Source organism: Tropicibacter alexandrii, assembly GCF_003667315.2.
GTDB lineage: Bacteria > Pseudomonadota > Alphaproteobacteria > Rhodobacterales > Rhodobacteraceae > Tropicibacter > Tropicibacter alexandrii.
This window is the reverse complement of sequence record NZ_RCTZ02000015.1, coordinates 77,076-89,813: the sequence shown is the minus strand read 5'-3', so window position 1 is coordinate 89,813 and position 12,738 is coordinate 77,076. Positions and strand designations below refer to the sequence as shown.

12 protein-coding genes are annotated in these 12,738 nt (G+C 65.2%); 6 read left to right on the top strand and 6 right to left on the bottom strand.

All coding sequences use genetic code 11. The features are described 5' to 3' along the window. Positions 1-99: 99 nt before the first annotated feature. The 4 genes from D8Z78_RS17725 to D8Z78_RS17710 all read right to left on the bottom strand — a co-directional run bounded on the left by D8Z78_RS17725 (position 100) and on the right by D8Z78_RS17710 (position 4,215). Positions 100-1,299 (bottom strand): aminopeptidase P family protein, encoded by a 1,200-nt coding sequence (locus D8Z78_RS17725; RefSeq protein WP_121630356.1) that lies wholly within the window; start codon positions 1,297-1,299, stop codon positions 100-102. Between the two features lie 171 nt (positions 1,300-1,470). After that, a complete protein-coding gene (locus D8Z78_RS17720; protein ID WP_128910840.1) occupies positions 1,471-2,283 on the bottom strand; it encodes a hypothetical protein in 813 nt (270 codons plus the stop codon). A 124-nt stretch (positions 2,284-2,407) separates the two neighbouring features. Beyond that, the gene (locus tag D8Z78_RS17715) at positions 2,408-2,740 is read right to left on the bottom strand and encodes a hypothetical protein (RefSeq protein WP_121630358.1); all 333 of its coding nucleotides are present in this window, start codon (positions 2,738-2,740) and stop codon (positions 2,408-2,410) included. Positions 2,741-2,742: 2 nt separating this feature from the next. Next, positions 2,743-4,215: an NAD-dependent succinate-semialdehyde dehydrogenase gene (locus tag D8Z78_RS17710; RefSeq protein ID WP_121630359.1), complete on the bottom strand. Its 1,473-nt coding sequence runs from the start codon at positions 4,213-4,215 to the stop codon at positions 2,743-2,745. A 79-nt stretch (positions 4,216-4,294) separates the two neighbouring features. On the opposite strand from D8Z78_RS17710, the gene D8Z78_RS17705 reads away from it, so the two are divergent. The 5 genes from D8Z78_RS17705 to D8Z78_RS17685 all read left to right on the top strand — a co-directional run bounded on the left by D8Z78_RS17705 (position 4,295) and on the right by D8Z78_RS17685 (position 10,232). Then, complete coding sequence (locus tag D8Z78_RS17705; RefSeq protein ID WP_121630360.1) at positions 4,295-5,083, top strand: alpha/beta hydrolase; 789 nt, start codon at positions 4,295-4,297, stop codon at positions 5,081-5,083. A 97-nt stretch (positions 5,084-5,180) separates the two neighbouring features. Then, entirely contained in the window at positions 5,181-5,726 is a 546-nt protein-coding gene (locus tag D8Z78_RS17700) for an RNA polymerase sigma factor (RefSeq protein WP_121630361.1), read from the top strand. After that, entirely contained in the window at positions 5,723-7,678 is a 1,956-nt protein-coding gene (locus D8Z78_RS17695; RefSeq protein ID WP_121630362.1) for a vWA domain-containing protein, read from the top strand. Before D8Z78_RS17700 ends, D8Z78_RS17695 begins: the two co-directional genes overlap by 4 nt. A 205-nt stretch (positions 7,679-7,883) precedes the next feature. Beyond that, a complete protein-coding gene (locus D8Z78_RS17690; RefSeq protein WP_121630363.1) occupies positions 7,884-9,608 on the top strand; it encodes a GMC family oxidoreductase in 1,725 nt (574 codons plus the stop codon). Positions 9,609-9,701: 93 nt separating this feature from the next. Beyond that, the gene (locus D8Z78_RS17685) at positions 9,702-10,232 is read left to right on the top strand and encodes a hypothetical protein (RefSeq protein WP_128910839.1); all 531 of its coding nucleotides are present in this window, start codon (positions 9,702-9,704) and stop codon (positions 10,230-10,232) included. On the opposite strand, the gene D8Z78_RS17680 is transcribed toward D8Z78_RS17685, so the two are convergent. Next, positions 10,229-11,122: a LysR family transcriptional regulator gene (locus D8Z78_RS17680; protein WP_206169700.1), complete on the bottom strand. Its 894-nt coding sequence runs from the start codon at positions 11,120-11,122 to the stop codon at positions 10,229-10,231. The two genes, D8Z78_RS17685 and D8Z78_RS17680, sit on opposite strands and share 4 nt — an antisense overlap. A gap of 87 nt (positions 11,123-11,209) precedes the next feature. Here D8Z78_RS17680 and D8Z78_RS17675 point away from each other — a divergent pair, with 87 nt between their 5' ends. After that, the gene (locus D8Z78_RS17675) at positions 11,210-12,202 is read left to right on the top strand and encodes an NAD(P)-dependent alcohol dehydrogenase (protein WP_164933001.1); all 993 of its coding nucleotides are present in this window, start codon (positions 11,210-11,212) and stop codon (positions 12,200-12,202) included. A gap of 51 nt (positions 12,203-12,253) precedes the next feature. On the opposite strand, the gene D8Z78_RS17670 is transcribed toward D8Z78_RS17675, so the two are convergent. Further along, the gene (locus D8Z78_RS17670; protein ID WP_121630367.1) at positions 12,254-12,727 is read right to left on the bottom strand and encodes an Hsp20 family protein; all 474 of its coding nucleotides are present in this window, start codon (positions 12,725-12,727) and stop codon (positions 12,254-12,256) included. Positions 12,728-12,738: the final 11 nt, after the last annotated feature.

Sequence of the window (12,738 nt, the reverse complement as noted above, 5' to 3'; positions counted from 1 at the left end):
GGATGAAAGATGGTCGGCTTACGCGGCCTGCGCAAGGGTCCTGTCCACATAGAGGCGCGATCTGGGGAGGGCGGGATTTCTCCCCGCCCTCTGGCCGGATCAAACCACGTTGAACCCCGGCCCATAGGGATAGCCGGTGATGTTCTCGTTTCCGTCTTCGGTGATGATCAGGATGTCATGCTCGCGATAGCCGCCCGTGCCGGGCTGGCCGTCGGGAATGGTCAGCATCGGCTCCATCGAGATCACCATGCCGGGTTCCAGCACCGTGTCGATATCCTCGCGCAGTTCCAGCCCGGCCTCGCGCCCGTAGTAATGCGACAGCACGCCAAAGGAATGCCCGTAGCCAAAGGTCCGGTATTGCAGCAGGTCGCGCTCGGCGAAGAAGCTATTGATCGCCTCCGTCACCTCGGCGCAGGAGGCCCCCGGCTTCAGCAGGCTCATGCCGTATTCATGGGCGGCGACGTTGGCCTCCCATATCTTCAGGCTGGCCTCGTCGACCTCGCCCACGAACAGCGTGCGTTCGAGCGCGGTGTAATAGCCCGAGATCATCGGGAAGGTGTTCAGGGACAGGATATCGCCGCGCTGCAACTTGCGCGCCGTGACCGGGTTATGCGCGCCATCGGTGTTGATGCCCGACTGGAACCAGACCCATGTGTCGCGATACTCGGCCTCGGGAAAGCGTTTCGCGATTTCCAGTTCCATCGCGTCGCGGCCTGCCATGGCCACGTCGATCTCGCGCACGCCTTCGCGGATCGCCTCGCGGATGGCATAGCCACCCACATCGGCGACCTGCGCCCCGGCGCGGATGATCTCAAGCTCGGCGGGGGATTTGTGCATGCGCTGGCGCATGGTCATCGGTGCGACATCCACCGCCTCGGACGGCGCAAGAAACGCGTCCATCAGCGCCTTTTGGGCCAAGGTCATATGGTCGGCCTCATAGCCCGCACGCTTGCCGGTGCCGGTCACCGACACGATCGCGCGCCAGAAATTGTTCCGCTCCCAGTCGGTATAGGTGATGTTGTCGCCATGACAGCGCCGCCACGGCTGCGCGGCGTCGATGCCCGCGCTGATCGTGACGCTTTCGGATGCGGTGACGACCAACCCGTAAGGCCGCCCGAACGAACAGTACAGGAAGCCCGAGTAATAGGCGATGTTGTGCATCGAGGTGAAGATACACGCCTCGACACCGGCCTCGGCCATGCGGGCGCGCAGCCCGGCCAGACGCGCATCGTATTCCGACGCGGCAAAGGGCAGCACGCGGTCGCCCTGATGAAAACGGTAGAACTGGGGACGGTCCATATTGATCCCTCCTATCGACCGGGGGATCTCGTCCACGCCCCGGCCAGGTGCAGAAAGATCCCGGCGTTCAGGATGGGTGAACTGGGCCCTATATCGGCGACGCCATCGCCAAGGCTTGTCGCCAATTTGTCCAAGTCGCGGCGTTTGGCAAGAGGGATTCTGCGGACGGGTCTACAAAGGCCAGCCAGCGCGCAACAACGCGCTGCGGATGCCGCGTTTTGCATCATCGCCCGCGGCGCGGATCGCCATGACCCGAAAGAACCACCACAGGTAGGTGGCGTAGTCGGGGGTCAGATCTGGGGCGGCGCGGATCGCGTCCATGCCGGTCTCTGGGACCTTCGCGGCGATGTGGTGGAAGTCGACCTTGCCGAACAGCACCGCCGGTTTTCCGATGAAGTACCCCTGCAAGGCCACCGACGAATTCATCGTCGCCACGTAATCGCAGGCGGTCAGCAGATCGGCGGACGCGGCGCGGGCCACCTCGAAGCGGGGGGCGATCCGCTCCAGCCGTTCCAGCGCCGTGATCTCTGCCGGTGTGTAGGTCTCGCGCGGGTGCAGGGTGGCGACGATCCGGCGCTTGGGGTCGTGGTCCAGAAGGGCCTCGATCATCGCGACCGGCGTCATGGATTGAAAGGATCGCTGTTCCAGCAACCGCCCCTGTAGCGGCACAAAGACAAAGCCCTCGCGCGTGACGGGGCGGTCGGCAAGCAGGCGACCGGCTTGCGTCTTCATGAAGCGCGCGGCCTTGTGGGCGGGTTGGTCCGGGTCGAACGCGGCGCGGGCCACGGGCCAGTCCCAGCGATTGGCGGTGGTCTCGATATGGTAGAAGGGTTCGAGATAGGTCCGGCGAAAGGTCACCCCCTGCGGCCCGAGCGGTGCGATCATGCGCACCACGGAATAGCCGTCCCGGCCCGTGTGCAGGTTCTCTGGGCTGTCCTCGTGCAAGGACACCTCGAACCCGGACTCGCGCAACAGGTCGATCATGGGGCAAAGCAAGCCATGCCGTCTGGCCTCCACCCGCCGCAGCAAATCGGGATACAGGAAAACGCGCACGTCCCTCACAGCAAACCCTTTCCCACTTGCCCGGGCGACAGGTTGCGAGGCGGGCCTATGCGCCGCCACCCTTTCGCAGCCAGATCTTGTATTGCAGCCGGGCGCCATCCTGAACCGCCTGCCGCAGCTTGCGCCGGAACAGTGCGCAGGCCCGCGCCGGATCGCGGTGTTCCTCCCAGTTCCAGCCCGCAGGATCGGCCCCAAGGATTTCCCAACCCGCCTCTCGCGGGGGCTCGTGAAAGGTGTAGGCCGCAGCCTCCATCATCGCCACGCCCTCACCGCGCGTCAGGGCATAGCGAACCAGCAGGTCCGCATCCGCCGCAGATAGCCACGGTGTCCCAGCGCCGGAATGGGCCGCGTCGAACCACGCGGCCAACTCCCGGTCCATCGTCACACGCTGAGGCAGACGTATTTCATTTCGAGGTAATCCTCGATCCCGTGATGGCTGCCCTCGCGGCCCAGACCCGATTGCTTGACCCCGCCAAAGGGCGCGACCTCGGTCGAGATGATCCCGGTATTGACCCCGACGATGCCGTATTCAAGCGCCTCGGCCACCTTGTAGACGCGGCTCAGGTCCTTGGCATAGAAGTAGGAGGCCAGACCAAAGATCGTGTCATTCGCCATGGCGATCACGTCATCCACGTCCTCGAACTTGAACAGCGGCGCCAGCGGGCCAAAGGTTTCCTCGGTGGCAAAGGCCATCTCTTGCGTTGCGCCGGTCACGATGGTCGGCGGCAGGAAATGACCCGGCCCCTGCATCGGCTCGCCGCCGCCAAGGATGACCTTGCCGCCCTTTGCCTTGGCGTCGGCCACGTGTTCCTGCACCTTCTCGATGGCGTCGCCATTGATCAGCGGGCCAAGGTCGGTGCCGTCCTCTAGGCCGTCTCCGACCTTCATGTCCTTCACCTTGGCGGCCAGTTTTTCGGCAAAGGTGTCGTACACGCCCGCCTGCACGTAGATGCGGTTCGCACAGACACAGGTCTGGCCGTTGTTGCGGAACTTGCACATGATGGCGCCCTCGACGGCGGCATCCAGATCGGCATCGTCAAAGACGATGAAGGGCGCGTTGCCGCCCAGCTCCATCGAGCATTTCATGACCTGATCGGCGGCCTGCTTCAGCAGGATGCGCCCGACTTCGGTCGAGCCGGTGAAGGTCAGCTTGCGCACCTTGGGGTTCTCGCAGAACTCCTTGCCAACCTCGGACGAACTCGACGAGGTCACGACGTTGAACACGCCCGCCGGGATGCCCGCACGTTCGGCCAGAACGGCGAGCGCGGTGGCCGATAGCGGCGTTTCCTTGGCGGGACGCGCGACAAAGGCACAGCCGGCGGCCAGTGCCGGGCCGGCCTTGCGCGTGATCATCGCGGCGGGGAAATTCCAAGGTGTGATCGAGGCCGCCACGCCGATCGGCTGTTTCAGCACCATGATCCGCTTGTCGCGCTGGTGGCCGGGGATCATCTCGCCATAGACCCGCTTGGCCTCTTCGCCGAAGAACTCGATGAAGCCTGCGGCATAGGCGATCTCACCCTTGGACTCGGCCAGCGGCTTGCCCTGTTCGGCGGTCATGATGATGCCCAGATCGTGCTGGTTCTCCATCATCAGGTCGAACCATTTGCGCATCACGGCGGCGCGTTCCTTGCCGGTCCACGTGGCCCAGTCCTTTTGGGCGGTGTAGGCGGCGTCGATGGCCTCGGCCACCTGATCGCGCGACAGGTCGGTGACCTCGGCGATGACATCGCCGCGCGCCGGGTTCGTCACCTCGAACGTGTCACCCGCGATCCATGCGCCGTTCACATAGGCGCGCGGTTCGAGCAACGTGGGATCCTTGAGCAAGGATTTGAGATTTGTGGCCTGGTCCAGCATGTCGTCTCCGTGGGTCTTGTCTTGTCGAAAGGTTCATCATCTGTTGGGGTGAAAGTATAGAGCCAGAGAAGGGAATTTCATGGAACTCGATGATGCCTACGCAAACGCCGCGTATATTCCCGGCGCGGCCGATTACCCGGATCGCTGGGTGTCCGATGCCGAAGCGTACCGGGCGCGGATGTCGGTGGCCGGGCGTGCGCGGTTGGGGGTGATGTACGGGCACGGAACGCGCGAGGCGCTGGACCTGTTCCTGCCCGACGGCCCACCCCGTGGGCTGGCGGTGTTTGTCCATGGTGGCTACTGGCTGAAATTCGATCGTTCGTACTGGAGCCATCTGGCCGAGGGCGCCCGGGCGCAGGGCTTTGCCGTGGCGCTGCCAAGCTACGATCTGTGCCCCAAGGTCCGGATCACCGACATCACCCGGCAGGTGGCGCAGGCGGTGACCGTGATCTCGCGCGAGATCGACGGGCCGATCTATCTGGCGGGTCACTCCGCCGGTGGTCATCTTGTGGCGCGCTTGGCCATGGATGGCGTGCTGCCCGACGATGTTGCGGGGCGGCTGGCGCATGTGCTGCCGATCTCGCCGGTGGCCGATCTGCGCCCGCTGATGCGGACGTCGATGAATGCCGAATTGCAGATCGACGACGACGAGGCGCAGCGCGAAAGCCCGGTTCTGGGCGCTGCGCCCAAGGCCAAGGTGACGGTCTGGGTCGGTGGCGATGAGCGGCCCGCCTTTGTCGAACAGGCACAGGCGCTGGGCGAGGCTTGGGGCTGCGATTGCGTTGTCGAGCCGGCCAAACACCATTTCGACGTGATCGACGCGCTGGCCGACCCTGACGGCGATTTGACCCTGCGTTGGCTCAAGTAGGATGGGTGATCACCCATCCTACCTCAGGCTGCGCGAAAAAAATCGGTAAGGTATCCAAGAATTGCGGGGCCTGCCGCGTCTCAGTCACAAGATGCGGATGGATGTAAGCGATGAAACCCTGGCCCGCGCGGCCGCAGACGGCGACCGGCAGGCGTTCTCGCTGCTGGTCGAACGTGTCTATGACAAGGTCTTTGCCTATGCTTGGCGGGTCACCGGCAGCCGGGCCGAGGCCGAGGATCTGGCGCAGGACATCTGCGCGGCCCTGCCGGTCAAGCTGCAGCACTATCGTGGCGAGGCCCGGGTGACGACCTGGCTCTACAAGATCACCGTCAACGCCGCGCGCGACCGCTTCCGCCGAAACGCCACCCATGCCAAGGCCGCCGAGGGCTGGGGGGGCTGGGAAATCGCCCGCCGCGCCGATGAGGCCGAGCGGGCCGAGCGCGCCGACTGGTTGCGCACCGCCATGACCCGGCTGGGGCAGGACCTGCGCGAGACGCTGGCGCTGGTTCTCGACGGGGTCACACAGGCCGAGGCCGCCGCGATCCTCGATGTGCCAGAAGGCACCGTGGCGTGGCGGATCTCGGAGGCCAAGAAGAAACTGAAAGCGATGAACGAGGCAGAGGAAAAGGAGGCAGAGGCATGAGCGACCGTGACACGCACGACGATCTGGACGATCTGAAATCCCTTTTCGAGGGTGTGGAAACACCCGCGCCCGAGGCATCGAAAAAGGCCGAGGCGCTGGCGCTGGCGATGAAAAATTTCGACCGGCTCCAAGAATCCACCGCTCCGGCCCGTCCTACTTCCGAGCGCCCGAAAACGGGCCTTTTCAAAGGAGTAAGACAGATGATCGCCAACCTGCCGACCCGCGGAATCCTGACCGCCTCCACCGCCCTCGCGGCCATCGCCATGGTCACCGTCCTGCCCGCCCTACGGGAGCAGCCGAGCTTGATCCAGCCGGGCGCGGGTGTGTCCTATACTTCGGACGCACCAGAGCCGGAGGCCCCCGTGATGGAACCCGTCATCGTCGAAGAGGCGCCCGCCTTCAGCTTGGACGACCTGCAGGCCGCCGCACCGCCGCAGCCGCAAGCCCAACCGCGCAACAAGACGCTCAGCGCCGCGCCGCAATCGGGCTATTCCGGCGGTCTCACCAGCCTGACGGCCCGTGGGCCAGCGCCAATGCCGTTGCCGGACCGCTACGTGGCACCCGAAAGCGACACCGAGGCCTTCCCCGACGCCGATGCCAACCCGATCAAGGTCACGGCCGAGGACCCGGTCTCGACCTTCTCCATCGACGTGGATACGGCGTCGTGGTCGGTGATCCGCAACTCGCTGAACCGTGGCATGCTGCCCCCGGACGGTGCGGTGCGGATCGAGGAGATGGTGAACTATTTCCATTACGACTACCCGGCCCCCGCCGCAGGTCAGCCGTTTTCCACCAATGTGGGTGTCTCTGACAGCCCGTGGCGGGAGGGCACGCAACTGGTGCATATCGGCCTGCAAGGCGCCGAGGTGGTGGAACGCAAGCCGCTGAACCTCGTCTTCCTCATCGACACGTCCGGGTCGATGAACGAGCCGTCCAAGCTGCCGCTTCTGGTGCAAAGCTTCCGCCTGATGCTGGGCCAGCTTCAACCCGAGGACAGCGTCGCCATCGTCACCTATGCGGGCAGCGCGGGCCGCGTGCTTGACCCGACCCCGGCGTCCGAGCGCGAGACGATCCTTGCCGCCTTGAACAACCTGCAAGCGGGCGGCGGCACGGCGGGGCAGGCGGGGCTGCAGCAGGCCTATGCCACCGCCGCCGAGATGGCTGAGGAGGGCGATGTCTCCCGCGTGATCCTCGCCACCGATGGCGATTTCAACATCGGCATCAGCGATCCCGACGACCTGAAGGACTACATCGCAGACCAGCGCGACAGCGGCACCTACCTGTCGGTCCTTGGCTTTGGCCGGGGCAATCTGGACGACGCGACGATGCAGGCGCTGGCGCAGACCGGCAACGGCATGGCCGCCTATATCGACACGCTCCCCGAGGCGCAGAAAGTGCTGGTCGACCAGTTGACCGGGACGCTCTTCACCATCGCCGATGACGTCAAGATACAGGTCGAATGGAACCCGGCGCAGGTCGCCGAATACCGGCTGATCGGCTACGAGACCCGCGCGCTGAACCGCGAGGACTTCAACAACGACAAGGTCGATGCGGGCGAGATCGGCGCAGGCCATCAGGTGACCGCGATCTACGAGATCACCCCGGTCGGGTCCGACGCCCGCATGACCGACCCTCTGCGCTATGGTGCCAACCCGGTGGCGTCCGACAGTGACGAACTCGGCTTCCTCCGCCTGCGCTACAAGGCCCCCGGTGAGGAGGTCAGCCAGCTGATCGAAACGCCGATCCTGTCCGATGCCGCGCCGCTGGCCGAGGCGAACTGGGCGACCGCGATTGCGGGCTTCGGGCAACTGTTGCAAGGCTCTGACGTGATCGGCGACTGGTCGATGGGTGATGCGATTGCCTTGGCGCAGGCCTCCAAGGGGAGCGACCCCTACGGCTATCGCCAAGAGGCAATCACCCTGATGCGTCTGGCGGAAAGCCTGCAACGGTAATCCACGCGCCCCGGGCTTGACCCGGGGCCTCCACCCCGTCCCTGTAGTCTGCGGCTGTGCATTTTGGTGCAAAATGTCGCAGGCTTTTCTTGATCGAAATGCCGAATCCGTCAAAAATTCCCAAGAGAGGCGCATTATTTTGCATCTCTTCGCCACGAGACCGGGAAGAGGAGCCCGCGTGGCGGACATTCTTGGGAGGAAAGACATGTTCACCAAACAGCACCACCCGCTTGCCGCGGGGGATATCGTCAACGCGTTGGAGGCCGCGCTCTATCGCGGCAAGATCGGGCGGCGGCGCTTCATGCAACTGGCTCTGGCGGCCGGGGCGTCGCTGTCTGCCGTCCGCGCGATGGCGCAAGAGGGCGGCGATGCGGCGATCACCCAGCTTTATAATGCGCAGGCTCTGAAGGACAGTTACGATGCCATCGTCGTGGGCTCGGGGACGTCTGGCGCGGTCGTCGCAGCCCGTCTGGCCGAGGCGGGCGCGCAGGTGCTGGTGCTGGAGGCGGGCGAGACCGATCAGGTCGAGGCCGTGCTGAACCCCGCCATGTGGCCCACCAACCTGCGCAGCGAACGCGACTGGGGCCACACCGCCGACCCCGCCGACAGCGTCAACGGGCGTTCCCTGATCCTGCCGATGGGCAAGGTCGTGGGCGGTGGCTCATCGGTCAATGTCCAGATCTGGGCGCGTGGGCACAAAAGCGACTTTGACATGTGGGCCGCCGAGGCTGGCGACGACGCGTGGAATTACGACTCTGTGCTGGAAATCTACAAGCGGATCGAGGATTGGCAGGGCGCGCCCGACGCCGCCCGCCGTGGCACCGGCGGCAAGGTCTGGGTCGAGCAGGTCCAGAACCCGTGCCCCATCGCCCCCGCGATGCTCGACGCCTGTGAAAGCGTAGGCATCAAGGCCTATGCCGACATGAATGGCGAAATGATGGAAGGCGACGGTGGCGCGGCTTTGGCGAACGTCCGGATCAAGGACGGGCGGCGGGTGAACATCGCTCAGACCTACCTCTATCCCGTGCTGCGGCAAGGCAATGTCACCCTGCTGACCGGCGCGCATGTGACCCGCCTGACGTTGGAGGGCACCCGCGTCACCGGGGTCGACTTCGTCAAGGATGGCGCGGCGCACTCCGTCAGTGCGGGTCGTGTCGTGCTGTCCGCGGGCGCGATCAACACGCCGAAAATCCTGATGCTGTCGGGCATCGGCCCCAAGGCCGAACTGGACCGGATCAATGTCGAAACCGTGGTGGATCGTCCGGGCGTCGGTCAGGGCTTTCAGGATCACGTTTTGGTCGCGGGCTGCATCTGGGAGTACAATGAACCACAGGCGCCCAGAAACAGCTTGGCCGAGGCGACCTATTTCTGGAAATCCTCGCCCGATCTCGACAGCCCGGACACCCAGCCCTTCCAGATCGAGGTGCCCTATGCGACCGAAGTCACCGGTCCGCAGTTCAACCCGCCCGCTGCGGCGTGGACGATCTCGCCCGGCCTTGTCCGACCCAAATCGCGTGGCCGCGTCTACCTGACCAGCAACGATCCCATGGCGATGGCCAAGGTCGACGCGCAGTTCCTCAGCCACGAGGACGACCTTACGGCGGTGATCCGCAGCATCGAGAAATGCCGCGAGATCGGCAATTCCGCGCCGCTGAGCGATTTCGTCAAGCGCGAGGTCATGCCCGGTGCGCTGTCCGCCGACGAGATGCGCGATTTCGCGAAGAATGCCGCCGGGACGTATTTCCACGAAAGCTGCACCTGCAAGATGGGGCAGGACGACATGTCGGTCGTGGATGCCAACCTGAACGTATACGGTGTCGAAGGGCTGACCATCGCCGATGCCTCGATCATGCCGCGCGTGACCACTGGCAACACCATGGCGCCCTGTGTCATCATCGGTGAACGCGCAGGCGACATCCTGACGGCGTGATCAGGGGGTGCGGGCGGAACCTTGCTGCCCGTGCCAACCTTTTTGCAACCTCTGAGCCGTATCGTCGTTGGAGTCAAAGCGGAGGATGCGATGATGGAACGTGATCTCGGATGTGTTTTGGGGGCGGCGCTGCCCATGGCGATCGCCGGGCTCTTTGCCCTGAACCTGCCTCCGGCTTTGCTGGCGTTGATCGGAATGGTGGCGATGATCCGGTTGGGTTGGGTCGATGACAACGTCGCCAACGATCTCGTCGACGCAAAGGCACTGCCCGGCAGCTACGTCAATTCCGTCAAGCGGCGGCAGGTTTGGGCGTGGCGGCTGTTCGGGCTGCGTCCGGGACTGGACCCGAACCAGATCGATCCGGCGTTGCTCGCCACCCGCTACCGGGCCGAGGCGCAGGTGCTTCAGGTCGCTCTTCTGACGGGTCTTGCCGTGGCGGCGGGCCTGCTTTTGCCGCTGGCGATGGGCCTGCCCTTTCTGGCGCTGATGCTGGGGTTTGCGTGGTTGCACATGGACCGGCTGTACCTGTCGCTGGTGGCACTGGACCGGGGCACACCGGTCGCGCGTCACATCCTCATGTCGCGGGTGCGCTGGGCGGCGTCTTGGTTGCCAGAGGACCGCTAGGACTTCAGCAGTTTCGGCATCATCTCGGCGAGCGTGTCCCAGACAAGGCGGATACGCGGGCTCGTGTGCAATTCGCGATGCGCGACCAGCCAAACCGGATAGCGGAACAGCAGGTCGGGCACGGCGCGTCGCAGGCGGGGCTCGGCATCGCCAAGCCCGCAGGGTCCCACACATATGCCCAAGCCAGCGCAGCCCAACGCCCAGTGCACCGCATGAGAGTTGGTTGTGTTCACGAAATTGTCCTGCGTGACAGGCACGCCCTTAGCATTCAACGCCTGGATCATCCCGTCGGCCCCATCGAGGCCGATGATGCGCGCGCGCGCCAGACCGGCGGCGTCGATCGGCCCCAGCGCGTCGAGATAGGCATGCGTGCCATAAAACGTCCCCGCATCCTCGGCCACCTGCCGCGCGATCAGGTCGGGCTGATCCGGGCGGGCGTTCCGGATGGCAATGTCGGCCTCCCGGCGCTTCAGGTCGCGGATCGCGTTACTCGCCACCAGTTCGACGGACAGGCCCGGCGCTGTCTCGCGCAAGCGGGCCAGCACCGGCGGTAGAAGCCATGCCGAATAGATTTCCGACGCGGTGATGGCGACATGCCCGGTCAGGTCCTGCTGCTGGCCGCTGGCCGTCAGACCCGCCGCCGCCGCCGCCTCGCCCATGGCGCGCATATGCTCCAGCAGGCGCGTCCCGGCTTGGGTCAGCACTAGTCCGCGCCCCACCCGCTCGAACAGGGTCACGCCCAGCTCGGTTTCCAAAGCGCTGACCTGTCGGCCAAGCGTCGGTTGCGTCATCCCAAGCGCCCGCGCGGCCGCAGACAGCGACCCTTCCTCGGCGGTGACGAGAAACGCGCGCGCGTGATTCCAGTCGAATCTCAAAGACGTCCAATCCATGCGAATATGCATGGATACTATCCGGATTCTGTCAATATGCGTATTCATCCGCATGGGGTAATCTGCTTTCAAACGAAAGGAGACACCATGAAAGCCGCCATCTACACCCGATACGGGTCCGCCGATACCGTCCATCTGGCCGAACATCCGACCCCCGCCCCCGGACCGGGCCAAGTGCTCGTCCGTGTTCACGCCGCCTCTGTCACCACGGCGGATTGGCGCATGCGCGCCGCCGCCTATCCGGGCATCCTCTGGCTGCCCGGACGCTTGATGACCGGGCTGTTCAAGCCCAAGCAGCCGGTGCTGGGCACGTCCATGGCGGGCGAGATCGTCGCCACCGGCGCGCAGGTCACCCGGTTCCGCACCGGCCAGCGCGTCTTTGGCTTTGTCGGTTCTGGCGCGCACGCCGAATACGTCGCGGTGGACGAGGACGGGGCCTTGGTCGAAACGCCGGAAGCCCTGACGGATGCCGAGGCCGCTGCGCTGCCCTTTGGCGCGCTGTCGGCGCTGGTCTTTCTGCGCGATGTGGCGCAGGTCCAGCCGGGACAGGACGTGCTGATCGTGGGTGCAAGCGGCGGCGTCGGCGCCTATGCCACGCAGATCGCCAAGGCGCTGGGGGCAAGGGTCACCGCCGTGGCGGGCCCCGGTCGCGAGACCCTGCTGGGCGGGCTCGGCGCGGATCGGATCGTGAACTATCGCGAGGAAAACCCCGCCGCCGCACGGCAGGCCTATGATGTCGTGTTGGACACGGTCGGGGCTACGACGTGGCCCGAGATGCGCAGGGCGCTGAAACCGGGAGGGCTGTTCGTGCCGTTGAACTTCACCGGAAAGGACATGCTGCACGCGCTCCGCGCGCGGTTCGACAAGACCCGCGTGAAGCTGGCGGTCAGCGGTGACACTGCGGATGACCTGCGCGCCCTGACCGACATGATTGGCAAGGGCGAGGTGCGCGCCGTGATCGACAGCCGCTGGCCCTTTGACCGCATTGCCGAGGCGCATGCCCATGTCGAAGCCCGCCACAGCGCCGGAACGGTCATCGTCGAAATCGCGCGCGGCACCAGCCACAAGGCGGCCGCCTGAGCCGCGCGCGACACTGTGCAGGCCGGGGGTGAACCCCGGCCCGGTTCAGGGTCAGTTGACGCTTTCGGCGTCGACGACATCCTTGGCGATCTGCCGGGTCTGCGGCTTGGCGATCTCGATCCGGCGCGGTTTCAGCGCCTCGGGGATCTCACGCACAAGGTCGATATGCAGCATGCCGTCCTCGTGCACGGCGCCGGTCACACGCACATGATCGGCCAGCTGGAAACGCCGCTCGAACGCGCGGGTGGCAATGCCGCGATGCAGATAGGTGCGGTTTTCGTCCTCTTCGGCCTTGCGGGCCGACACGACCAGCGCGCCTTCCTTGACCTCGACCGAAAGGTCGTCATCCGAGAAACCGGCCACGGCGATCGAGATGCGATAGGCATCGTCGGCGGTCTTTTCGATATTGTACGGGGGGTAGCCCGCCTGCGGCGTGTCGCTGGTCAGCGCACGGTCCAGCATCTGGGCAATCTGGTCAAAGCCCACGGTGGAACGATACAGGGGGGCAAAGTCGAACTGTCGCATGGAATCCTCCT